13 protein-coding genes are annotated in these 23,975 nt (G+C 68.0%); 8 read left to right on the forward strand and 5 right to left on the reverse strand.

From position 1 onward, the window contains the following. Window positions 1-191: 191 nt before the first annotated feature. The 4 genes from ACCQ10_RS03905 to ACCQ10_RS03920 all read right to left on the reverse strand — a co-directional run bounded on the left by ACCQ10_RS03905 (window position 192) and on the right by ACCQ10_RS03920 (window position 6,950). Window positions 192-1,457 carry a multifunctional CCA addition/repair protein gene (locus tag ACCQ10_RS03905; RefSeq protein WP_372362289.1) on the reverse strand — a complete coding sequence of 422 codons (1,266 nt, stop codon included), beginning with the start codon at window positions 1,455-1,457 and terminating at the stop codon, window positions 192-194. 429 nt (window positions 1,458-1,886) lie between these two features. Next, window positions 1,887-4,721 carry a valine--tRNA ligase gene (locus ACCQ10_RS03910; protein WP_372362290.1) on the reverse strand — a complete coding sequence of 945 codons (2,835 nt, stop codon included), beginning with the start codon at window positions 4,719-4,721 and terminating at the stop codon, window positions 1,887-1,889. 207 nt (window positions 4,722-4,928) lie between these two features. After that, window positions 4,929-5,354: a DNA polymerase III subunit chi gene (locus ACCQ10_RS03915; RefSeq protein ID WP_003490202.1), complete on the reverse strand. Its 426-nt coding sequence runs from the start codon at window positions 5,352-5,354 to the stop codon at window positions 4,929-4,931. Between the two features lie 114 nt (window positions 5,355-5,468). After that, window positions 5,469-6,950: a leucyl aminopeptidase gene (locus tag ACCQ10_RS03920; RefSeq protein ID WP_372362291.1), complete on the reverse strand. Its 1,482-nt coding sequence runs from the start codon at window positions 6,948-6,950 to the stop codon at window positions 5,469-5,471. 107 nt (window positions 6,951-7,057) lie between these two features. On the opposite strand from ACCQ10_RS03920, the gene lptF reads away from it, so the two are divergent. The 3 genes from lptF (at window position 7,058) to ACCQ10_RS03935 (ending at window position 9,660) form a co-directional block, all read left to right on the forward strand. Further along, complete coding sequence (lptF, locus tag ACCQ10_RS03925) at window positions 7,058-8,140, forward strand: LPS export ABC transporter permease LptF (RefSeq protein ID WP_372362292.1); 1,083 nt, start codon at window positions 7,058-7,060, stop codon at window positions 8,138-8,140. Continuing rightward, a complete protein-coding gene (gene lptG, locus ACCQ10_RS03930) occupies window positions 8,137-9,243 on the forward strand; it encodes an LPS export ABC transporter permease LptG (protein ID WP_047697090.1) in 1,107 nt (368 codons plus the stop codon). The genes lptF and lptG overlap by 4 nt, the downstream gene beginning before the upstream one ends. A 123-nt stretch (window positions 9,244-9,366) precedes the next feature. After that, complete coding sequence (locus ACCQ10_RS03935) at window positions 9,367-9,660, forward strand: hypothetical protein (RefSeq protein WP_039413724.1); 294 nt, start codon at window positions 9,367-9,369, stop codon at window positions 9,658-9,660. Window positions 9,661-9,797: 137 nt separating this feature from the next. Here ACCQ10_RS03935 and ACCQ10_RS03940 read toward each other — a convergent pair whose 3' ends face one another. After that, window positions 9,798-10,274, reverse strand: coding sequence for an RDD family protein (locus ACCQ10_RS03940; RefSeq protein WP_372362293.1), 477 nt, complete (start codon window positions 10,272-10,274; stop codon window positions 9,798-9,800). Between the two features lie 346 nt (window positions 10,275-10,620). On the opposite strand from ACCQ10_RS03940, the gene xerD reads away from it, so the two are divergent. The 5 genes from xerD to ACCQ10_RS03965 all read left to right on the forward strand — a co-directional run bounded on the left by xerD (window position 10,621) and on the right by ACCQ10_RS03965 (window position 23,856). Continuing rightward, the gene (xerD, locus tag ACCQ10_RS03945) at window positions 10,621-11,592 is read left to right on the forward strand and encodes a site-specific tyrosine recombinase XerD (protein WP_372362294.1); all 972 of its coding nucleotides are present in this window, start codon (window positions 10,621-10,623) and stop codon (window positions 11,590-11,592) included. A gap of 219 nt (window positions 11,593-11,811) precedes the next feature. Further along, a complete protein-coding gene (locus ACCQ10_RS03950; RefSeq protein WP_372362295.1) occupies window positions 11,812-12,612 on the forward strand; it encodes a DsbC family protein in 801 nt (266 codons plus the stop codon). A gap of 367 nt (window positions 12,613-12,979) precedes the next feature. After that, complete coding sequence (gene purL, locus ACCQ10_RS03955) at window positions 12,980-17,131, forward strand: phosphoribosylformylglycinamidine synthase (protein WP_372362296.1); 4,152 nt, start codon at window positions 12,980-12,982, stop codon at window positions 17,129-17,131. 919 nt (window positions 17,132-18,050) lie between these two features. Beyond that, on the forward strand, window positions 18,051-21,884 hold the full coding sequence (locus ACCQ10_RS03960) for a YadA-like family protein (protein ID WP_372363050.1): 3,834 nt from the start codon (window positions 18,051-18,053) through the stop codon (window positions 21,882-21,884). An 88-nt stretch (window positions 21,885-21,972) separates the two neighbouring features. Beyond that, window positions 21,973-23,856, forward strand: coding sequence for a S8 family peptidase (locus ACCQ10_RS03965; protein ID WP_506191970.1), 1,884 nt, complete (start codon window positions 21,973-21,975; stop codon window positions 23,854-23,856). Window positions 23,857-23,975: the final 119 nt, after the last annotated feature.

Consider the following 23,975-nt stretch of genomic DNA (forward strand, 5'->3'; position numbering starts at 1 on the left):
GCACAGAGCGCAGGTCACGGCCGGCTCATCGCGTGATCAAAAGCCAGTGACACACCAGTGATGGCGCAGCCCGGCAAGGCCGCTGCGCTACTGCAACCACACAGTCACGCAGTCACGTTGCGCAGCTGCCCGGCACTGCACGGCCCGTGCCGCCGAGTGCAGCCAGACCCCTGATGCGCCGCCGCGCCCGATCAAGGTGCGGCAACAGACTCCGTGCCGCCGCCGCGTCTGTCGCCGCCGCGCGCGGCAGCAATCGCGGCAATGCGTGCCCTGGCCAGTGCTTCGCCGACCTGCGGGCCTTGCAGGCCTTCGGCTGCCAGGTCGCGTGCATTGATCGCCAGGGCAGCAGCGTGCAGGCGTGTGAGTTCGGCCCCTTGCGGGTACGGCATGTCGGCGCTGCCCAGCCTGCCGCGCTTGTCGGCCTCGCACACCAGCGCCAGTTGCGCGATGCGTTCGGGCCGCCGGAATCCATCGCAGCGCACCAGCAACTCGTGCACCGTGCGATCGCGCAGTTCCGCCAGACGATGCACGTTGAGATGCTCGCGGCAGGCGGTGACCGCAAGCTGACGATGGTCCTGCGGCACCTTGAGGCGTTCGCACAGCGCCTGCAGCGGCGCGACCCCGCGCTGTTCGTGCATGACGTGGCGCGGCCATTGGTCCGGCGGGGTCAGCGCCTTGCCCAGATCGTGCGTCAACGCGGCAAAGCCGATCAGCGCATCGCCGGGTGCCAGCCGCGCGGCCATGTCGCTGACCATTTCCTGATGCACGCCGGTGTCCACTTCCGGATGAAACTCGGCACGTTGCGGCACGCCGTACAGTGCGTCGATCTCCGGCAGGATCACGCGTAGCGCATGCGTTTCATGCAGCGTGCGCAGAAACGCCGAGGGCCGGGCGCAGATCAGTGCACGGCGCAGTTCCTGCCACACGCGCTCGGGCACCAGGGCGTCCAGCTCGCCGCTGGCCGCCATCTCGCGCATCAGCGCCGCGGTTTCCGGGGCGAGGCTGAAACCCAACGGCGCCAGTCGCGCCATGAAGCGCGCGGCACGCAATACCCGCACCGGGTCTTCGACGAAGGCCGGGCCTACATGCCGCAGTACCCGTGCCTGCAGGTCGCGCGCACCGCCGTACGGGTCCACGAGCTCGCCGCTGTCTTCGTCGCGTGCGATGGCGTTGATGGTGAAGTCGCGCCGCAGCAGGTCTTCTTCCAGCGTCACCGATGGATCGGCATCCACCACGAAGCCGCGGTAGCCGCGCCCGGACTTGCGCTCGGTGCGCGCCAGGGCATATTCCTCACCGCTACGCGGATGCAGGAAGACCGGGAAGTCCTTGCCCACCGGCTTGAAGCCCTGTGCCTGCATGTGCGCCTGATCGGCGCCCACCACCACCCAGTCGCGGTCGCCGGGCGGCTGACCAAGCAATGCATCGCGGACGGCGCCGCCAACGAGATAGATCTTCATCGCCACATGATGCCCGATGCGGTGCTTGCGTCGAAACAAGGCGCGGCCAGCGCTGTCGGGTTTTGCTTGGGTGTGGTGCCCGGCGGGAGCATCGCGTAGATATCGGTGTCTGCAAGCGATTGCTGCGGATGGATGATGCGCCAGGCGTCTGGTCTGCGACTTGGCTGCAGGGCCCTTGGCCGCCCACCGTCGCGGGACACGCCGTGAATCCGTCCATGGAGGCTCTTCTGCGGCATCCATGCCGCAGAAGGGCCCGCGACGGTGGGCGGCCAAAGGCCGGTCACGATGGTCGGTGCACCACCAAGCAGTGCGTGCATTCATCGCTCTGAGCGATCCGCCCAGTGCCCGGCCCGGTGTTGCCGTCGCATCGGTGCCGCTTGCACGGATGCGTGGCCGTGCAGTTGCAGCGCACCGAGACAATCCGCTCCGTCAGATCTTGGCGCGCTGTTCCCGTAGGCCGGTCAATTGCACGGTCCAGTCGTTCAAGCGCGCGCGCTCCTGTTCGACCACCGCCGCCGGCGCGTTCTGCACGAAGGTGGCATTGCCGAGCTTGCCGTTGCACTTGCCGATCTCGCCTTCCACGCGCTTGATCTCCTTGTCCAGGCGGGTGCGCTCGGCTTCCATGTCGACCAGGCCTTCCAGCGGCACCAGCAAGGTGAGCTCGCCGACGATGGCGGTGGCGGCCGGTGGCGTGTCCTGGCCGGCGTCCAGCCAGTCGATCGTCTCCAGCTTGAGCAGGAACGACAGCTGCGAGGCGAAGCGGGCAACGCGCGGGCGGTCCTCGGCAGTGCCGGCCTGCAGCAGCAGGCGCACCTGCTTGGAGGGCGGCACGTTCAATTCGCTGCGCACGCGGCGTAATGCCGACACCATCGACTTCAGCCATTCGACATCGGCGTCTGCGCTGGCGTAGCTGCTGGTGTCCACATCGCCGACCTGCGGGAAGGCCTGCAGTGAGATCGTTGCAGCGGTGATGCCCAGGCGCGGTGCAACCTGCTGCCACAGCTCTTCGGTGACGAACGGGGTCAACGGGTGCAGCAAACGCAGCAACGCATCGAGCACGTACAGCAGGGTGTGGCGGGTGCTGGTCGCATCCGCGGCGTCCTCGCCGTTGAGCGCGGGCTTGGCCAGTTCCACGAACCAGTCGCAGAACGCATTCCAGGCGAACTCGTACAGCGACTGCGCGAGCAGGTCGAAGCGATAGTTGGCGTAATGCGCGTGCGTTTCGGCAGTGACCTTGTCCAGCCGCGCCAGGATCCACTTCTCCGCTTCGGTACGCGGCTGCGGCACGCCGTTGAAGCGTGCGCCTTCGGTGTTCATCAGCACGAAGCGCGTGGCATTCCACAACTTGTTGCAGAAGTTCTTGTAGCCTTCGGCGCGCCCCAGGTCGAACTTGATGTCGCGGCCGTGGGTGGCCAGCGCGGCGATGGTGAAGCGCAGCGCGTCTGCACCGTGGGCGATGATGCCGTCCGGGAATTCACGGCGCGTGGCTTTTTCGATCTTTTCGGCCATGCGCGGCTGCATCAAGCCATGCGTGCGCTTGGCAACCAGCGCTTCGATGCTGATGCCGTCGATGATGTCCAGCGGGTCGAGCACGTTGCCCTTGGACTTGGACATCTTCTGGCCTTGCGCATCGCGGATCAGGCCGGTGATGTAGACATCGCGGAACGGCACCTGGCCGGTGAAGCTGTCGGTGGCCATGATCATGCGCGCCACCCAGAAGAAGATGATGTCGAACCCGGTGACCAGCACGCTGGAGGGCAGATAGCGCTCGAAGCCGCGCTCGGCCATCGCGGCCGCCTCCGGCCAGCCCAGCGTGGAAAACGGCCACAGCTGGGAGGAGAACCAGGTTTCCAGCACATCGCTGTCCTGATGCAACGCGATCTCTGCGCCCAGGCCATGCGTCGCACGCACCTCGGCTTCGTCGTGGCCGACGTAATACTTGCCGGCATCGTCGAACCACGCCGGAATGCGGTGGCCCCACCACAGCTGACGGCTGATGCACCAATCCTGGATGTTTTCCATCCAGTGGCGATAGGTGTTGATCCAGTTCGGCGGCACGAACTTGACCTGGCCGCTTTCGACCAGCTCCAGGCCGCGCTTGGCCAGCGCGTCCATCTTCACGAACCACTGGTCGGTGAGATAGGGCTCAATCACCTGGCCGGTGCGATCGCCGCGCGGCACCTGCAGCTTGTGCGGTTTGGTTTCCACCAGGATGCCGAGGTCTTCCAGCTCGGACAGCACCAGCTTGCGCGCGTCGTAACGATCCAGCCCGCGATAACGCTCCGGCGCGTTGTCGTTGATGGTCGCGGTAACGGTAAATAGGTTGATCAACGGCAGGTCATGCCGCACACCCACCGCATAGTCGTTGAAATCATGCGCAGGTGTGACCTTGACCACGCCGGTGCCGAATGCGCGGTCCACGTAATCGTCGGTGATCACCGGCACCTGGCGGCCGGTGAGCGGCAGCACGATGCGTGCGCTGTGCAGGCTGGCATAGCGCGCATCGTCCGGGTGCACCATCACCGCGGTGTCGCCCAGCATGGTTTCCGGGCGCGTGGTGGCCACCACCAAGTAGTCGCGGGTTTCGCGCAGGGTCTCGACGCCGTCGGCATCGTGCTCGACGTGTTCGTAGGTCACGCCATCGGCCAACGGGTAACGGATCGACCACAGGAAGCCGTCTTCTTCGACGTTTTCCACTTCCAGATCGGAGATGGCGGTCTTCAGCACCGGGTCCCAGTTGACCAGGCGCTGGCCGCGATAGATCAGGCCCTGCTCGTACCAGCGCACGAACGCTTCGTTGACCGCCGCCGACGGCTGCGGATCCATGGTGAAGGTGCTGCGCGACCAATCGCTGGAGGTGCCCAGCCGGCGCATCTGGCGCTCGATGGTGTCGCCGGATTCGGCCTTCCATTCCCACACCTTGGCGATGAACCCTTCGCGCCCCAGCGAGTCGCGCGTTTCCCCGTTGCCTTCCAGCGCCAGATTGCGCGACACCACCATCTCGGTGGCGATGCCGGCATGGTCGGTGCCCACCTGCCATAGCGTGTCGTAACCGCGCATGCGGTGATAGCGCACCAGTGCATCCATCAGCGTCTGCTGGAACGCATGGCCCATGTGCAGCGTGCCGGTGACATTCGGCGGCGGCAGCAACACGGTGTACGGCTCGCCCTGGCCGGACGGCACGAAATAGCCAGCCGCCTCCCACTGCGCATACAGGCGCGATTCGAAGGAAGCGGGGTCGTAGCTGGAGGCGAGGGTGGTCATAGAGGGGCTGGGATTCGGGAATCGGGAGTCGGGATTGGTTGCGTCATGGGGCCGGCGAGAATCACTGGCCATCCACTCGTTAACGTCAGTGTTGGTGCTGTGGAGCGAACATCGGCCGCGTTGGATTGGTCGTTGGATGTAGCCTCGGGGCGCGCAGCAATCTGCTTTGACGAATCCCCAATCCCAGCTCCCCAATCCCAGCCCCACTCACATGTCGTACTTGGTCAGTTCCAGGCCCAGGGCCTTGTATTGCTTCCAGCGTTCGCGCAGCGGTTCGCGGGCGGCGGGGTCGGCGGGCACTACTTCCAGCACGCGGTCGCAGGCGCCCAGGTACGGGTCGTCGCGCAGGTTGATCACCAGCGGGCGCGAGGGCGCGGCGAATTCGGGCGCGGCGATCAGCACCGGCGCCAGTTCGTCTTCCTCGTCGGTGCCGGCGATCTGGTGCGGCACATAGGCTTCGTCGTCGAACGCCCACAGCAGGTCGTCCAGTGCTTCGGCCTGTTCTGCATCGCGGGCCAGGATCAACGTGGACAGGTTGGCGTCGTTGGCCTTGCGCGCGAGCTCACAGACCAGCCGCAGCGGTTCGTTGAGGAAGCGCGGCTTGGCGATCAGATAGAAGTCGGCACGGGGCATCAGGGCAGGGAATCGGGAGAGGGGAATTGGGAATGGGCACAGCAGCGCCGTGACCTCCGAGGTCGCGGCGTTGCTTGAGGATGAGGGGCTTTCACAATTCCCGATTCCCGATTCTCAATTCCCACCTTCGGCGCGGTCCAGCAACCACTGCGTCAGTAGCCCGACCGGGCGGCCGGTGGCCATGCCGCGCTTGCCTTCGTCGCTGGCCACGCCGGCAATGTCCAGGTGCGCCCAGCGCTGGTTTTCGGTGAAGCGCGACAGGAAGCAACCCGCCGTGATCGCGCCGCCCCAGCGGCCGCCGATGTTGTAGACGTCGGCGAAGGTGGAGTCCAGCAGGCCCTGGTATTCGTCCCACAGCGGCAGGCGCCAGGCGCGGTCGAACACGTGCTCGCCGGCGGCCAGCAATTCGTTGGCCAGGTCGTCGTGCTTGCTCATCAGGCCGGCGGTCTGGTGGCCCAGTGCCACCATGCAGGCGCCGGTCAGCGTGGCCACGTCCACCAGCGCTTCGGGGTTGAAGCGTTCGGCATAGGTCAGCGCATCGCACAGGATCAGGCGGCCCTCGGCGTCGGTGTTGCCGACCTCGATGGTCTTGCCGGACATGCTGGTGATCACGTCCGACGGGCGGTACGCATTGCCGTCGATGGCGTTTTCCACCGCCGGCACCACCACCACCAGGTTGATCGGCAGCTCGGCCTTGACCGTGGCCACGAAGGTGCCGATGACGTTGGCACCACCGCACATGTCGTACTTCATTTCCTCGATGCCGCCCTGCGTCTTGAGGTTGACGCCGCCGGTGTCGAAGGTGATGCCCTTGCCGACCAGCACATACGGGCGCGCGTCGCCGCCGCCGTTCCACTTCAGCACGATCAGGCGTGGGCGGTTGGCCGAGCCGCGCGCCACCGACAGCAGCGAGCCCATGCCCAGCGCGTCCATCTGCGCCTCGTCCAGGATCTCGGCCTCGGCGCCGGGAAACTTGCCGGCAAACGCGGCCGCGGTGTCGGCCAGGTAGGCCGGGGTGCAGTAGTTCGGCGGCAGGTTGCCCAGCTCGCGGGCGAACTCCACGCCCTCGGCGGTGGCCACGCCCACGGCCAGTGCGCGGGCGTCGTCGCCGGCGATGGCCAGGGTGCTCAGGCCGCTCTCGTCGACCTTCTTCTTGCCCAGGGTGGCGGTGTAGCGGTAGGCCGCGTGGTCGCTGACGGTCACCGCCTGGCGGATGTTCCAGGCTGCATCGCGGGCCTTGACGCTGAGTTCGGTCAGGGTGAGCAGGGCGGTGCCCACCGCGCCGGTCTTCAGCGCACGGGTCGCATCGCCGATGGCCTTCAGGTAGGGCGCCACGCCGAACTTGCCGGCTTCGCCCAGCCCCACCACCAGCACGCGCGGGGCGCTGACGCCCGGCAGGTCATGGACCAGCGTGGTGCTGCCGGTCTTGCCGGTCACGTCGCCGCGTGCCACCAGCGCGCTCAGACGGCCCTGGCTGGCGCTGTCCAGCGCCTGGGCGGCAGGCGAAAGGGTCTTGTCGGCGAACACGCCAACCACGATGCAGTCGACGGCAGCGCTTGCCGGCGCGTCTTGGTTCAGGGTGAATTGCAGGGCCATTGATCAGATTCCGTAGGCAAATCCGTACAATCGCGGGCTGTTTACGCCAACCGGACTAGGCTGGCGGCGCCGCGAACGAATCCGAGAGTTTAAAACAAGCCCACCCCATGCCGAAGCTCGATCGATACCTGCTTAGCGATTTCACCCAGAGCTTCCTGGCCACCTTGATCGTGCTGCTGGTCGTCAGCGTCGGCGGTGTGCTGGTGGATATCCTCGGCAATATCGCCGACGGCCGCATCCCCGCTCGCTTGCTGCTGTCGCAGGTGGGCCTGCAGTTCGTGGCCTACCTGCCCATCATCCTTCCGCTGGCGCTGATGCTGGGCCTGTTGCTGGCGCTGGCGCGGCTGTACCGCGATTCAGAAATGGCCGTCATCACCGCCATTGGCGTGGGTCCCAGGCGCATGTTGCGGCCGATGCTGATGCTGGTGGTGCCGGTGGTGGCCATCATCGGGCTGTGTTCGCTCTGGTTGGGCCCCTGGGCCAGCCGCACCGCCGAGACCATGCTGGAAGACGCCAACCGCAGCGTGCTGATGGCCGGCCTGGAGTCGGGCAAGTTCACCCCGCTGTCCGGCGGCGGCGTGGTCTACCTGACCACGATTTCGGCCGACGGCAAGGGCCTGGGCAAGGTGTTCCTGCAGCGCCAGAAGGACGACCGCATCGATGTGGTCACCGCGCAACGCGGGGCGATGTTCTTCGAAGGCAAGACCGACCGCTACCTGCGCCTGGAAGACGGCTACCGCATCGAGGGCCCGGCCGCGGGCGCCACCCTGGATTACCGCCTGATGGAGTTCGCCAGCAACGACGTGGCGCTACCCGACCGCACCCAGGTGCACGATGCCAACGACCCGGAAGTGATGTGGACCACCCAATTGCTTAGCGATGAACGCCCGGCCGCGCGTGCGCAGCTGCACGAGCGGCTGGCGCCGCCGCTGCTGGCGCTGGCTTTTGCCCTGCTGACCCTGCCGCTGTCGCGCAGCGCGCCGCGCCAGCAGCGCTATGGCCGGATCATGCTGGCGTTCCTGGCGTACATGGTCGGCACCAATCTGATGATCGTCGGCACCCAGTGGATCGCCAACGGGAAGACCCCGGCCGCGCTGGGCCTGTGGTGGCTGACCCTGCCGCTGCTGGGCGTGGCGATCTGGGCATATGCGCGCGATGGCCGCGTGCGTCGGCCGAGGGTGCGCGCATGAGGCTGATGCCGCGGGTCCACGATTGGTATGTCGGTCGGGTAGTGTTGTTCACCGTGCTGCTGACCTGGGCGGTGCTGTTGGGCCTGGACCTGGTCAATGCGTTTGCCAGCGAAGCCAAGAGCATCGGGCAGGGCAGCTACAGCTTCGGGCATGCGGTGGCCTATGTGGCCTATACCGTGCCGCGCCGGGCTTACACCTTGTTCCCCACCGCCGCCGTCATCGGCGCGCTGATGGGCCTGGGTCAGTTGGCGGCAACCTCGGAATTGACCGCGCTGCGTGCGCTGGGCGTGTCGCGCAAGCGCATGTCCGCTTCGGTGGTGGCCGCAATGGCGCTGCTGACCGCAGGCATGGTGATCAGCGGCGAGACGATCGGGCCATGGGCCCAGAACCAGGCCGACACGCTCAAGACCAGCGCGCGCTACAACAGCAACATGGCAATGGCGCGCTACTCGGGCCTGTGGGCGCGCGAAGGCGACACCTTCCTCAATGCACTCAGCGGCGAAGAAAAGCTGCTCGAGGGCGGCGGTACCGCGCTGGCCCTGCACGACGTACGCCTGTATCACCTGGACGCCAGCGGCCGCATGCAGCAGCTGACCTACGCAGCGGTGGCCGAGCACCGTGATGGCCGCTGGACCTTGCACCAGGTGCGCCGCGATACCTTCCAGGAACGCTCGGTGCAGCGCGAAACCTTCCCGGAACTGCCCTGGCAGTCGCAGCTGAGTCCTGCGGCGCTGGCGGCCGGACTGGCCAAGCCGCGCAATCTCTCGGCCCACGAACTGCAGCAGAGCATCGAGTACCGGCGCCGCAACGGCCTGGATGCGCGCGATTACGAAGACCAGTACTGGAGTCGCTGGTTCTACCCGCTCAACGTGCTGGCGCTGTGCATGGCGGCCATCCCGTTTTCGTTCGGCTCGCTGCGCAGCGGTGGTCTGGGTAAACGCCTGTTCCTGGGCATCCTGTTTGCACTGGGATTCTGGCTGCTGCAGCTGTTCTTCGGCCGCATGGCCGGCGCGCTCAAGCTGGACTACCGCATCGCCTACGCATTGCCGCCGATGGTGATGTTGGGGGTGTCGGTGTGGTTGTTCAGGCGACGCAGTAGCTAAACGCTGCTCCTGGCGCGATGCGATGCCGTGTGTGCCGCAGGGCATTAGCTGGTCCGTTACGCCGCGTCCGCTGGCGCGGCACGTCCGCCAGCCGGGAGATGATGTGCTAGCCAATGGTGCCGTATGCGTCGCGTAAGTATCGGTGGGCTGCTGCTGTGTCTGCCTTATCTGGCGGTAACCCTGCTGTGCGTCTGGGCCGCCAATGCGAGCACCGACCCGAAGGGGAGCTTCGTCCTGTTGCAGCTGCCGCTCACGCCGCAGCTGGAGATGGTGCATGCAGTGGGCGCGACGGCCTTTCTGGAGCATCTCTCCTGGGCGTGGGCGTACGCCCTGTTGTATCCGCCGATGCTGGCGGTTCTGTACCTGCTTGGTTACGGGCTGCAAGCACTGATCGAGCGGCCCTCTGCCGACTTTTAGGCAGCAGCGAAGGTGGGTGCTGGCCGCCTTGCTGGACACGCGGTGCTGGCGGGCACGCCTTGAGGGGCAGTGCGGTTGAGTGCAGACGCGTCACGTACGCCACTGCCGTGTCGACGACCATGGTGCAGTGGGGACGGTTATCGGGGTTGATGGCCTGGCTGGATGCGGCGCTCCAGCCGGGTGCCACTCGCACGGTCATGCCAGGTCAGGCGCTCGCGATCCAGCCATGCCCACCAGAATCCGGCGCCGCCCAGCATCAGCGACAGCGTGCCCACTGCATAACGCATCCAGGCCTGTCGCCAGCTGGGTGATGGCCCTTGCAGCTGCAGTCGCCACGGGCGCATGCCCAGGGTCTGCCCACCGCGCCGCCAGCTCACCGTGGCGTAGATTCCGCCGGCGACCCAGCAGCACAGCCACAGCAGCCACTGCCAACTGCTGAAGGGAGCGATGTTTTCGCGCGCCGGGTGCCCGGCGAGCGTAAAGCCCAGCGTGAACGCGGCGGAGATCAGCATCGACAGCGCCAGCACCGGCCAGGCGTCGTAGCACAGCGCCAGCAGTCGCCAGCCCACCAGGGCGGGGGGCCGTGCAACACGAGGCGACGGGATCGAGGTCATGGCGCGAGCATAGCGGCCGGCAGGCGCGGCGCAACGCTGCGCTGCGGTGACGGCGATCCGGGGCGTGCACGTGCTGCGCCATCTACATCGCGCCGCGCCAGGCGTCTCGATCGGGCGCGTGCCTGTGCCCAGCGTCTGCCTGCCGTGGTGCCGGCCCGCGGCGCGTAGACCGCCGCATTCCCGCCACACCGCTGCCGGTTGTCGGTCTCTGTGGAGGTGACGAGGTCGGCCAAGCCTGGCACAGCCGCTTGGCGCAGCGGCACCACGACGCCGCGCATCCGGGCAGGTTGCGCAGGCGACAGCCAGCGCAGCGCCCCTCAACCGCGCCGCCCGTTATGCTGTTGCGATGTCAGCCAGCAGTCCCGCCGAACGCCGCCAGCTTGCCCAGCAGTTGCCACCCGTCCAGGCGGCCGACGCCGCGGCCATCGAGCGCTTTCTGGATCGGTTGTGGGCCGAACAGGGCGTGGCGCGGCAGACCCTGGAGAGCTACCGGCGCGATCTGGAAGGGCTGGCACGCTGGCGCGATGGTGCCGGCGGCGGCCTGCTCGGCGTCGACCGCGCGGTGTTGTTCGACTACCTGCGCTGGCGCACCGAGGCGCGGTATTCGCCGCGCAGCAATGCCCGGCTGTTGTCGACCTTGCGCGCCTTCTACGGCCTGTGTCTGCGCGATGGCGTGCGCAGCGACGACCCCGCCACGCTGCTGGACCCGCCGCGATTGCCGCGCTCGCTGCCCAAGGCGCTGACCGAAACCCAGATCGATGCCTTGCTGGCCGCGCCCGACATCCAGACGCCGCTCGGCCTGCGCGACCGCGCCATGCTCGAGCTGATGTATGCGGCCGGGCTGCGGGTCAGCGAGCTGGTCACCCTGCCGGCGGTGGGCGTCAACCTGCGCCAGGGCGTGCTGCGCGTCACCGGCAAGGGCAGCAAGGAGCGCCTGGTGCCGCTGGGCGAAGAATCGCAGCATTGGCTGGAACGCTATCTGCGCGAGGCGCGCACGCTGCTGGCCGACGGGAAGCCGGTACCCGCCGTGGACGGGCAGGTGCCCCTGTTCATCGACGCTGCGCGCCAGCCGCCCAGCCGCCAGCAGTTCTGGGCGCTGGTCAAACGCTACGCGGCGCCGGCCGGCATCGACCCGGCAACGGTCAGCCCGCACGGCCTGCGGCATAGCTTTGCGACCCATCTGCTCAACCACGGCGCCGACCTGCGCGCGCTGCAGATGCTGTTGGGCCACAGCTCGCTGTCCACCACCCAGATCTACACGCTGGTCGCACGGCAGCACCTGCAGACGCTGCATGCCAGGCACCACCCGCGCGGCTAGCGAGGTGTTGCCGGGACGGCACCGTCGCCTGCACGCGCGTTCCCCGAGGATCGATGGCGCCGGTCGCGCAATTGGTAGCGCCCGCGGGCCTGCGGTGCATGCCCGGCGTCGAATGGTCACGAACCCACCGGCCGGCGAACGAACAAACTGTCGCGGCCGCTGCCTGGCTTCATCTGCCCTGTGCGAGAATCCAGCCACCCCATTCCACTGGATGCGTGAATGTATCGTCTTGCCATCGCCGCACTGCTGGGCGCCCTCAGCCTCACCGCCTGCGCGCAATCCTCGCAGCCCGCGGCAAGCAACGCTGGCGCCAAGCCGGCCGCCACCGCGCCTGCCGCTGCTGGCAATGTGGATCAGCGTGTGGGCGCGGCGCTCAAGGCGCTGGACCCGGACTTCAAGCCCGACTACATCGGCGCCGCGCCGTTCCCCGGCTTCCGCGAAGTGGTGGTCGGTGGGCAGGTGCTGTACGTCAGCGATGATGGCCGCTACCTGATCCAGGCCCAGCCGTTCGACATCCAGAACAAGCAGTTCGCGGCCAGCCCGGGCCTGCTGGCCTATCGGCGCAAGCAGCTGGACACCGTGCCCAAGGCCGATCGCATCGTGTTCGCGCCAGCCAACCCGAAGTACACCGTCACCGTCTTCACCGACGTAGAATGCGGTTACTGCCGCAAGCTGCACAGCGAGATCGGCGAGCTCAACAAGCAGGGTATCGCCGTGGAATACCTGGCATTCCCGCGCATGGGGCTGGGTAGCCAGGACCACAAGGAAATGATTGCGGTCTGGTGTGCGGCCGATCGCAAGCAGGCGCTCACCGCCGCCAAGTCCGGCCAGCCGGTGGCGTCCAAGGACTGCAAGAACCCGGTGTCGATGGAATACACGCTGGGCCAGCGCCTGGGCGTCAACGGCACCCCGGCGATCTTTGCACCCGACGGGACCCAGCTCGGCGGCTACCTGCCGCCGGCGCAGTTGCGTGAAGCGCTGGAAAAGCGTGCCGTGACCACGGCGGGCGGCAGCCGCTGAGGCGGGCTCAGCCCTGATCATCGCGGCGCCTCGTCGATGGCGCCGTCGCGGTGGTGGTCTGTGCAATGGCAAAGGCCCGGGTGCGTCCGCATCCGGGCCTTTGCTGTTTCCGGCGCCCGGACGCCATCTGGCCACATCCCCTACTGCCGGCCGGCGCAACACGCCGGCATGGGCATGGGCCCGCGCAAAGGCCTGCATGCCTGACGATTCCGACTCCCGACTCCCGACTCCCGACTCCCCATTCCCCATTCCCCATTCTCCATTCCCCATTCTCCATTCCCGATCCGTAACACCGCACACCCGACCGACGCCGACCCACCGGCTCCGTTACAATCTGCAGCCCCGTTTCTGACACGGTTCCCCGGACATGATGGTCCTCGAGGGCGCTTCCGCCCTTTCGCCGTTCCGCCGCGCTCGGCTCGAAACCCGCCTGCAAACCCTCGTTCCCGCGCTGCGCATCACCGGCGCCTGGCACGTGTACTTCATCCGCGCCGAAGCCGGGCAAGCGCCCGATCAAGCCACCTTGCAGCGGATCCTGCAGGCCGACGCCGCCCCCGCGCCATGCGACGCGGATGCCTCCTCGCGCTATGTGGTGCCGCGGCTGGGCACGCTGTCGCCGTGGTCCAGCAAGGCCACCGAACTGGTGCGCGGCGCCGGGCAGCCGATCCAGCGCGTGGAACGCGGCACCCGCATCGACCTGGCCGGCTGGCCGGAGGACGCGGCCGCGCAGGCTGCCGTGGCCAAGCTGCTGCACGACCCGATGACGCAGTCGCTGCTTGGCTCGGCCGCCGCTGCCGAGGCACTGTTCAACGTGCCCGACCCGGGCCAGTTGCAACGCGTGCCGCTGGACGCGCTGGAGCAGGCCAACCGCGATCTGGGCCTGGCGCTGGCGCAGGACGAGATCGACTACCTGCGCGAACGCTTCGCCGCGCTGGGGCGCGACCCGGCCGATGTCGAACTGATGATGTTCGCCCAGGCCAATTCCGAGCATTGCCGGCACAAGATCTTCAATGCCAGCTGGACCATCGACGGCAAGCCGCAGGAACGCTCGCTGTTCCGCATGATCAAGCACACCCACCAGCAGACCCCGCAGCACACCTTGTCCGCCTACAGCGACAACGCGGCGGTGGTGGAAGGCGTGCCGGCCGCGCGCTATCGCCCGGACCCGGTCAGCGGCGAGTACCGCAGCGAGGCGGTGCTGCCGTCGGCCTTCGCGATCAAGGTGGAAACGCATAACCACCCCACCGCGATCGCGCCATTCCCCGGTGCGGCCACCGGCGCGGGCGGCGAGATTCGCGACGAGGGCGCCACCGGCCGCGGCGGCAAGCCCAAGGCCGGCCTGACCGGGTTTTCGGTGTCGCACCTGCGCATTCCCACCCTGCCGCAGCCGTGGGAAGCGCCGCGCGCGCTGAACCCGCGCATGGCGCCGGCGCTGGACATCATGCTCGACGGCCCGCTCGGCGGCGCGGCCTTCAACAACGAATTCGGCCGGCCCAACCTGCTCGGCTATTTCCGTAGCTTTGAGCTCGCCGAAGGCCCGGGCCTGACCCGCGCCTACGACAAGCCGATCATGCTGGCCGGTGGCCTGGGCGCGATCGATCGCAACCAGGTCGAAAAGCTGCGCCTGCAGCCGGGCGATGCAGTGATCGTGCTGGGCGGCCCGGCGATGCTGATCGGCCTGGGCGGTGGTGCGGCCAGTTCGGTGGCTGCCGGCGACAGCGCCGAAGCGCTGGATTTCGCCAGCGTGCAGCGCGAAAACCCGGAAATGGAGCGCCGCTGCCAGGAGGTCATCGACCGCTGCGTGGCGCTGGGCATCGACAATCCGATCCGCTGGTTCCACGACGTGGGCGCGGGCGGCCTGTCCAACGCCATTCCCGAGCTGCTGCACGACTCCGGCGTGGGCGGCATCATCGACCTGGGCCGCGTGCTCACCGACGACCCCTCGCTGTCGCCGCTGGAACTGTGGTGCAACGAATCGCAGGAACGCTATGTGCTCGGCGTGCCGCAGGCGCGCCTTGAAGAATTCGCCGCAATCTGCGCCCGCGAACGCTGCCCGTTCGCCACAGTCGGCGTGGCCACGGCCGAGGAGCGGCTGGTGGTGGGGTATGGGACGTTGGACGCTGGAACTCGGGCCCCGGGACCCGGGGCCCGGGAAGAGCAAACGCAACAGCTTGCGTCGGAAGGTGCTGCGATACCGACGGCAGCGCGGGACGCCGCCGTTACGGGTCCCGGGTCCCGGGTCGCGGGTCCCGGCTCCTCCAACGATCTCCCCATCGACCTCCCAATGGACGTGCTCTTCGGCAAGGCGCCGAAGATGCATCGCGATGCCGTGCATCCGCCGGCGCCGCAGTGGCCGGTGTTGCAGACCGCCTCGCTGGACCTGCAGCAGGCCGGCCTGCGCGTGCTGGCGCATCCCACCGTGGCGTCCAAGAGTTTTCTGGTCACCATCGGCGACCGCAGCGTGGGCGGGTTGACTGCGCGCGAGCAGATGATCGGGCCGTGGCAGCTGCCGCTGGCCGATTGCGCGATCACCCTGGCCGGCTTCGACACCTTCGAAGGCGAGGCGATGTCGATCGGCGAGCGCACCCCGCTGGCGCTGTTGAACGCGGCTGCGTCCGCACGCATGGCGGTGGGCGAAGCGATCACCAACCTGTGCGCTGCCCCGGTGCAGCGGCTGGACAGCATCAAGCTTTCGGCCAACTGGATGGCCGCCGCCGGCCACAACGGCGAAGACGCCTTGCTGTACGACGCCGTGCGCGCAATCGGCATGGAACTGTGCCCTGCGCTCGAACTGAGCGTACCGGTAGGCAAAGACTCGCTGTCGATGCAGGCGCAGTGGGTGACGGGCGGGACCCGGGACCCGGGACCCGGGACTCGGGAAAAGCAACCGCAAACGCAAGAGCGTGAATCAGCGTCGTTCGCCGATGGCGCCTCCGTCGCCGCCGATCCTGCTGTTCCGGGTCCCGGGTCCCGGGTCCCGGGTCCCGTCATTACCCACAAGAGCGTTTCACCGGTCTCGTTGATCATCAGCGCCTTTGCGCCGGTCGGCGATGTGCGCCGGCAGTTGACGCCGTTGTTGCGCAACGACGAAGAGAGCGAGCTGTGGTTGATCGGGCTGGGTGGCGGCAAGCAGCGTCTGGGTGGCTCGGTGCTGGCGCAGGTGTATGCCGATGACGCGGCGTTGCCGGCGTTTGGCGGCGAAGTGCCGGACCTGGACGATGCGCAGCGGCTGCGCAGCTTCTTTGAGCTGATTGGCGATGCACGCGAGAGCGGTCTGCTGCTGGCGTACCACGACCGCAGCGATGGCGGTGCGTTTGCGGCGCTGTGCGAGATGGCGTTCGCGTCGCGTCAGGGCCTGGACATCACCCTGGATGCATGGGGCGAGGACGCATTCCGTAGCCTGTTCAACGAAGAGCTCGGTGCGGTGGTGCAGATCGCCAGCGAAGACCGCGCCGCGTTCGCCGATCTGGTCGAGCGCCACGCCTTGACCGAATGCGCGCAGCGCATTGCACGCCCCACCGGCGCGCCGCGCATCCGCGTGAGCGGGCAGGGCCGCGTGCTGGCCGAATGGCGCTGGGAAGAGCTGTTCGACGCGTGGTGGTCGGTGACCCATGCCATGCAGAAGCTGCGCGACAACCCGGACAGTGCCGACGAGGAGCGCGCGCTGGCGCGCGATTTCCAGGCGCCCGGGCTGCGTCCGAAACTGGTGTTCGACCCCTCGGAAGATGTGGCGGCGCCGTTCGTGGCCACCGGTGCGCGGCCCAAGGTGGCGATCCTGCGCGAGCAGGGCGTCAACGGGCAGATCGAAATGGCCTACAACTTCGAGCGCGCCGGTTTCCGCGCCTACGACGTGCACATGAGCGACCTGATCGAAGGCCGCGTGGAGTTGAGCGAGTTCGTCGGCTTCGCAGCGTGCGGCGGTTTCAGCTACGGCGACGTGCTGGGTGCCGGGCGTGGCTGGGCAACCTCGATCCTGGAGCGGTCGGCACTACGCGATGCGTTTGCCGCATTCTTTGCGCGCGGCGATACGTTCGCGCTGGGCGTGTGCAACGGCTGCCAGATGCTCAGCCAGCTCAAGGACATCATTCCCGGTGCCGAGCATTGGCCGCGCTTTCTGCGCAACCGCAGCGAACAGTTCGAAGCACGCACCGCGCTGCTGGAAGTGGTGGAATCGCCGTCGATCTTCCTGCGCGGCATGGCCGGTTCGCGGATTCCGGTGGCGGTGGCGCACGGCGAAGGCCGGGCCGAGTTCGAGACTGCCGTGGACCAGGCCGCCGCGCGCGTGGCCTTGCGTTTCGTCGACGGCGACGGCGCAGCGGCCTTGCGTTACCCGCTCAATCCGAACGGCTCGCCGGACGGCATCACCGGGCTGACCAGCACCGATGGCCGCGCCACCATCCTGATGCCGCATCCCGAGCGCACCCCACGCACGGCGAACCTGAGTTGGCATCCGGCCGACTGGGGCGACGATTCGCCGTGGCTGCGGATGTTCCGCAACGCGCGCGTCTGGTGCGGCTGATGGCTGCACGCCGCGCGCGCTGACCCGGGCGCGCGGCGATCCGGCTGCATTTGGCGCACGCCGTGCGGCCGGCGCGGGAACCAGCCGCATGCCGGCCGATTGCCGGAACCAGCCGGGTGAGCGACGGACCTCGCCCGCTGCCAGCGCCATCATTCACGGCCGTGTGCAGCCCTGCGCGCGGGCGTTGTCGTTTGCGCGATGGCCTGACATCGGCGTTCGCCAGGCGCGCCGCGTGGTGGCAGCGATGTCCCTGCGCCGGTGATTGATGGCGCCCGCTGGGCGGCCAGCGCGACCGCTGCGCCGTGATACCTGCTGCGCCCGGCCTGGCGCAGGGCCGGCCAGCACGACAGCCGAGCGCACTCCGTACCCCACCCCGACCGCCCACGGCCTCCAGCAGATCGAAGCGCAAGCGCGCTGCGCGATGCCGGTCTGCAGGTGGCATGAAGATCGTATGCAAGTAAATGAAAACGCCGGTACGTGGTATTTTTTAAGTAACTAATAAAAATACTAGTTTTTCAGGGGTGGATGGTCGCCACTTCGATAATGCGACGTCTAGCGCATTTGAATACTGTGTTTTTCAATAGATTCATCTGGCGTTATCCAGTTGCGGAATTTCCGCATTATCTGCTGCATCCGTTTATTTACTTGATTGAATCTTTTGCGCAGGAGGTTTTTCCGCCGCAGAAGGCGTGTGTGCGCATGTCGACAGAGCCTCAGGGGGACCGTGCGATGCAATCGCGCGGTGGCCGGTTTTTTTACACACCAGGCCAATGGGGAGTAAGGCGTAATGAAACGACATTATCTGCAGGACGGTCTCGAGCAGGGCGCTCTCGACCGAATGGCGGCGCATGCCTGCGCCACCGGACATCACCGGCCAAGCATGCGGCGGGCACAGGCCGGCAGCCTGCTGACGGCATCCATGGGGGTGGTGCTGTTCGGCATGGCGGGTGTTGCCGGTGCGGCCACCGCGCAGGCGGCGCCGGGCGCGCAATGCCGCCTGATCGATGGCCAGCAACACTGCGGTCCCGATGCGGGCATCGATGCCGCCCCCGCGGCTGCACCGTTGGAGCGTGCAACGACCCAGCGCGCGGCAACACCCGCGGCCGACAGCGACCTGCCGCCCTTTGTCGACGGGCAGGATGCGCTGGCGTTGGGCAATGCAAGCAATGCCCTGGGCGATGGAACCATCGCGCTCGGCGGCGGCAGCCTGGCGGTGGAGCGCAATGCCACCGCAATCGGCTACAACGCAACGGCTGCCGGAGAATCGGCCGTCGCCCTCGGGGGGGTGGCCACCGTTTACGACTACGACGCGTTCGGGTTCGTCATTGGTCAACGCGAACTGGCCGCGCAGGCGGCAGGCGTTGGCGCCACCGCCATCGGGGGCGGTGCGGTGGCCGCCACGCCATTTGCCAGCGCGCTTGGCAGTGGTGCCAGCGCCGACGGCGTGCAGAGCACGGCGCTGGGCTACCGCGCGCAGACCTTCAGCGACGGGGCGACCGCAGTAGGCGGCCTGTCCACGGCAAGCGGTTTCCTGTCCACTGCCGGTGGCTACCTGTCGCGGGCCAGTGCCGACACGGCAACCGCCTTCGGCTACCGGGCGCGCAGCGATGGCGCCAGCAGCGTTGCGATCGGCGATACCGCTTTCGCCATCGGTGCGCAGAGCGTGGTGATCGGGGGTGTCAGCGATTTCGGCGCAATCACGGCGGCCACCGGGCGTGGTGGCATCGCCTTCGGTGCGGGCGCGCAGAGTCAGTCCGACTATGCCATTGCGATCGGCTACGACTCCAACGTGTTTCCCAACCGACCCGGCAACACCGATTCGATAGCGATCGGGCACTCGGCGGGCACCTTCGCACCGGGCACCGTCTCGCTGGGCGGTTTTGCGTTGACGATGGGCGACGGTAGCATCTCGATCGGCCAGGACAGCGTCACCTATACCGAAAACAGCGTCGCGCTCGGTGCCCGTGCCAGCACCTCGTGGTTCAACGGCAACAACACCGCCATCGGTGCCGATGCGCAGACCAACGGGATCGATGCGGTGGCACTCGGCTATGGCGCGCGGGTAGGCGACTTTGTCGACGATGCGTGGAACCGTTCTGCCTCCAGCGCAGTGGCGCTGGGCGCGTTTTCCTACGCGGACCGCAGCAACACGGTGTCGGTGGGCAACGTGCAGACCGGCCTGACCCGGCAGATCACCAATGTGGCGGCCGGGACCGAGGCATCGGATGCGGTGAACGTCGCGCAGCTGGACAGCGTGCGCGCGGTCGCTGTACGCCTGGATAGCCATCTTGCGTTGGCCAAGTCCGACACCGACGAGCCGGCGGCCTTTGCCGAAGGCAGCAATGCGATTGCGCTTGGCAGTGCCAGCAATGCGCTGGGCGAGGGAGCCGGCGCGCTGGGATCGGGCAGTGCGGCGATCGGGCGCGACGCCGTGGCGGTTGGCCGCAATGCCAGTGCCTCCGACGCCTCGGCGCTGGCGGTAGGCGGTGTTGCCACGGTGCCGCTGGTGGATGCCGCCGGCTTCATCATCGGCGAGCAGGAGCAGGCCACCACCGCGCAAGGGCGCGGCGCAGTCGCCCTGGGCGGCGGCGCCACCGCCATGCAGGTGTTTGCCACCGCCGTGGGGACCGGTGCCAGGGCACTGGGCACGCAGTCGACCGCGGTGGGTTTCGGCGCGCAGGCGCTGGAGGACACCACCGCCGCGTTGGGAAGTTTCTCGGCCGCACGCGGCGCCGGATCGTCGGCGTTCGGGTTCAATGCCACCTCCGCCGCCAGCCTGGCGACGGCGGTGGGCTTCAATGCGCTGGGTTTTGGCGAAAGCAGTATCGCCGTTGGCAGCAGCGCGGCATCGACCGGCGAGCGCAGCATCACCGTGGGCGGCTTCTCGCTCATCAGCAACACGCTGCGCAGTGCTGGCGCGTCCGGTGTCGGGGGCATTGCCATCGGGGCTGGCGCGCAGAGCCAGGCCGACTATGCAATTGCCCTGGGCTACAACGCCAATGTCTTTCCCAATGGCAGCAATACCGATGCGGTGGCGATCGGCCATAGCGCAGCGGCGTCCGCGCCACGTGCCGTGGCGCTCGGCGGCGCGGCCTCGGCCTGGGGCGAGGAAGGCATTGCCATCGGCTACGACGCGCGTGCCGCAAACAACCGCAGTATTGCAATCGGCAGCGGTGCCGACACCTCGATCGTCCATCGCGATGCCATCGCGCTGGGCACCAACGCCAGGGCCGACGCCGCCGATGCGATTGCGATCGGGCGCGACGCCAGCGTCGGGGTGTTCGTCGGCGACATCGGCAGTGCGGCGGTCGCGTTGGGCGTGCAGGCGCGTGCGCTCGGCAACAACAGCCTGGCACTGGGCTACAACGCCTTTACCCGCGAGAGCGGGCGCAACGCGGTGGCGGTGGGCACCAACGCCGGTGCCAACGGCGCCGATTCCGTTGCGCTCGGCGCAGGTGCACGCAGTGACCAGGCCGAGGTGGTCTCGGTGGGCAATGGCAACGGCCGCGGCGGTCCGGCCAGCCGTCGCATCGTCAATGTCGGTGCCGGTGCGGTTGCAGCGGGCAGCACCGATGCGCTCAATGGCGGGCAACTGTTCCAGTCGTTGAGCAATGCGGCCAGCTTCCTGGGCGGCGGTGCGGCGATCGGCGCGCAGGGCATGTTCGTCGCGCCGACCTACGTGATCCAGGGCAGCAGTTACAGCAATGTGGGCGCTGCATTGACGGCCCTGGACAGCAAGGTCAGCGAGCTGGATGCGCGTGGCGGCACGGCAGTAGCGTCACGCGGCAGCGCCGCGCGCGTGGCATCGGCCCGCGTGTCGTCGGCGGCCAATGCGGTGGGCGGCAGTGGTGCAAGCGACCTTGCCGCTGGCGCACTGGCAACGCAGGCAACGGACGACACCGGCGATGTCGCGGTCTCGCTCGCCACGGCGTCGGCAGGCAGTCCTGCGCAGGCCGATGGCGTGCAGGGCACGCCCACCGCCGCCGTGGTCGGCAGCATCACGCCGTCGGCAACGTCCACGGCGGTCGGCACTGCGGCAGTGGCCAACCACGTCACCGGTACTGCAATTGGCGGCAGCGCGTATGCGCATGGCCCCAACGACACGGCGATCGGCAGCAATGCACGCGTCAATGCCGATGGCAGCACGGCGGTGGGCGCCAATACGCAGATTGCCGCGGTGGCCACCAATGCGGTGGCGATGGGCGAAGGCGCGCAGGTCAGCGCGGCCTCCGGCACGGCGATCGGTCAGGGCGCACGTGCCAGTGCGCAGGGCGCGCTGGCCCTGGGTCAGGGCTCGGTGGCCGATCGTGCCAACACGGTGTCGGTGGGCAGCGTCGGCGGCGAGCGTCAGGTGGCCAATGTGGCGGCCGGAGTGCGCGCCACCGATGCGGTGAACAAGGGGCAGTTGGACAGCGGGGTTGCGGCGGCCAACAGCTACACCGACAGCCGCTACAGCGCGATGGCCGACAGCTTCGAAAGCTACCAGGGCGATATCGAAGACCGCCTGCGTCGGCAGAACCGTCGCCTGGACCGTCAGGGCGCGATGAGCTCGGCGATGTTGAACATGTCCGCCAGCGTGGCGGGTATCGCGTCGCAGAACCGCATCGGTGCCGGTGTGGGGTTCCAGAACGGCGAATCGGCGTTGTCGGTGGGCTACCAGCGTGCGATCAGCCCGCGCGCCACGTTGACGGTGGGCGGTGCGCTCAGCGGCGACGACAGCTCGATCGGCGTGGGTGCCGGTTTCGGCTGGTAACGCAGGCCCTGCACGTGTAGCGGTGGCATGTGCGGCCGCTGCGCGCTCACTCATTCGCCATGCATTTCATCTTGAAGAGGACGTCATCGTGATTCAGACCCATCATTCCCGCGCGCTCGCCATCGCCTGCAGCGCCGTACTCTTGCTGTCCGGCGGCAGCGCCATTGCGGCTGCCGCCGATGCCGGCATGCGCACCGTGCAACGTCAGCAGGCCCTGCGCGATGCGCCGGTTGACGGCATCATCGTCAAATATCGCAGCGGCACGGTGGCCGCGCGCAGTGTCGGCGCCGTGTCGGTGGCCACGATCACCGCGGCGGCGTCACGCGCTGCCGTGCAGTTGGCTCCGGCCGCGCGCAGCGGCGTGCATCCGGCGCCGACGCATGTGCGGACGCTGGCAGTGGGCAGCGAGTTGATCAAGTTGCCCACTCGACTGCGCCGCAGCGACGCCGATCGCCTGGTACGTGCGCTGCAAGCGGATCCTGCGGTGGAATATGCGCAGACCGACACGCGCATGTATCCGTTGCAGAGCAGTGGCGGCAGCCTCCCCAACGACCCGTTGCTGGCGAGCAATCAATGGCATCTCACCGATCCGGTCGGCGGCATCGATGCGCCGGCGGCGTGGAAGACCGCGCAAGGCGAGGGCGTGGTGGTGGCCGTGATCGACACCGGCATCCTGCCGGCACATCCGGATCTGGCCGGCAATCTGCTGCAGGGCTACGACTTCATCACCAACGCCGACACCTCGCGACGCGCCACCGATGCGCGCGTGCCGGGGGCGCTGGATTACGGGGATTGGGAAGCGACGGACGGCGAATGCGGGATTTTTTCAGCGGCCCGCGACAGTTCCTGGCACGGCACGCACGTGGCCGGCACCATTGCCGAAGCCACCGGCAACGGCATCGGCGGCGCCGGCGTGGCCTACAGGGCCAAGGTGTTGCCGGTGCGCGTGCTTGGCCATTGCGGGGGTTCGTCTTCGGACATCAGCGATGCCATCGTGTGGGCGTCCGGCGGGCATGTGGATGGCGTGCCGGACAATCGCGATCCGGCGGAAATCATCAACATGAGCCTGGGCGGTTTCGGTCCCTGCGATTCGGTGACGCAGGCGGCGATCAACGGCGCGGTAGCGCGAGGCACCACCGTGGTGGTGGCGGCCGGCAACGACAGCTCGGATGTATCCAGTGCAGTGCCGGCCAACTGTGCCAACGTGGTGTCGGTGGCGGCCACCCGCCTGACCGGCGGGCTGGCGTACTACAGCAATTTCGGCAGCTTGATCGATCTGGCCGCACCCGGCGGCGGCGCGCGCGATCTGGAAACCGACACCTTGTACGACGGCCCGATCGGCAGCTGGATCTGGCAGACCGGCTACACCGGCAAAACCACGCCCACGTCCGGGCAATTCACCTATGTCGGGCCTGGTTTTGCCGGGACCTCGATGGCCTCGCCGCATGTGGCCGGGACCGCCGCACTGGTGCAAAGCGCCTTGATCGCCGATGGCAAACCGCCGTTGACACCTGCGGCGCTGGAACGCCTGCTCAAGCGCAGCGCGCGCGCCTTTCCCGTGCAGTTGCCGCTGACCACGCCGGCCGGCAGCGGCATCGTGGACGCCGCCGCGGCCATCGATCGTGCACTGCGCCGCTGCGACAGTGGCGACCTGAGCTGCCAGCTGGACGCGCAGACGCTGCGCAACGGCGTGGCCGAACGCGGTCTGTCGAACGTGGCCGGCGATGCCGGCGTCTTTGCCTTCGAAGCGAATGCCGGCGCGGTACTGAGCTTCATCAGCTTCGGCGGCAGCGGGCAGACCGCGCTGTATGTCGCGTTGGGCCGCGCGCCGACCGCGACCGATAACGACGGCATGTCCAGCCGCAGCGGAACCAGCCAGACCGTGCGCTTCACCGCGCCACGCACCGGAACCTATTTCCTCCGGCTCGATGGCAGTGGCTTCGATGGGGTGAGTCTGTTGGCGCGTCAGTGATCCGACACGCGGCAGCGTAAGGGAGCGCTGTCGTCGGTTTCTTGGCGCAGTTCTGTAGGTAACACCGGTCTCGGCGACGAGGGCGCAGCCTGAGGACGGCGGCGCGGGAGCGCGCTGAC

The sequence above is a fragment of the Xanthomonas sp. NCPPB 1325 genome, assembly GCF_041477645.2.
Lineage (GTDB): Bacteria > Pseudomonadota > Gammaproteobacteria > Xanthomonadales > Xanthomonadaceae > Xanthomonas > Xanthomonas cannabis.

Bases quoted from the DNA above. Each gene is read 5' to 3' on its own strand.
- ACCQ10_RS03910 (WP_372362290.1), bottom strand. From the start codon at position 4,721: ATGACCACCCTCGCCTCCAGCTACGACCCCGCTTCCTTCGAATCGCGC.
- ACCQ10_RS03935 (WP_039413724.1), top strand. From the start codon at position 9,367: ATGCGTCGCGTAAGTATCGGTGGGCTGCTGCTGTGTCTGCCTTATCTG.
- xerD (WP_372362294.1), top strand. From the start codon at position 10,621: ATGTCAGCCAGCAGTCCCGCCGAACGCCGCCAGCTTGCCCAGCAGTTG.
- purL (WP_372362296.1), top strand. From the start codon at position 12,980: ATGATGGTCCTCGAGGGCGCTTCCGCCCTTTCGCCGTTCCGCCGCGCT.
- ACCQ10_RS03915 (WP_003490202.1), bottom strand. From the start codon at position 5,354: ATGCCCCGTGCCGACTTCTATCTGATCGCCAAGCCGCGCTTCCTCAAC.
- ACCQ10_RS03920 (WP_372362291.1), bottom strand. From the start codon at position 6,950: ATGGCCCTGCAATTCACCCTGAACCAAGACGCGCCGGCAAGCGCTGCC.
- ACCQ10_RS03960 (WP_372363050.1), top strand. From the start codon at position 18,051: ATGGGGGTGGTGCTGTTCGGCATGGCGGGTGTTGCCGGTGCGGCCACC.
- ACCQ10_RS03905 (WP_372362289.1), bottom strand. From the start codon at position 1,457: ATGAAGATCTATCTCGTTGGCGGCGCCGTCCGCGATGCATTGCTTGGT.
- ACCQ10_RS03950 (WP_372362295.1), top strand. From the start codon at position 11,812: ATGTATCGTCTTGCCATCGCCGCACTGCTGGGCGCCCTCAGCCTCACC.
- ACCQ10_RS03940 (WP_372362293.1), bottom strand. From the start codon at position 10,274: ATGACCTCGATCCCGTCGCCTCGTGTTGCACGGCCCCCCGCCCTGGTG.
- lptF (WP_372362292.1), top strand. From the start codon at position 7,058: ATGCCGAAGCTCGATCGATACCTGCTTAGCGATTTCACCCAGAGCTTC.
- lptG (WP_047697090.1), top strand. From the start codon at position 8,137: ATGAGGCTGATGCCGCGGGTCCACGATTGGTATGTCGGTCGGGTAGTG.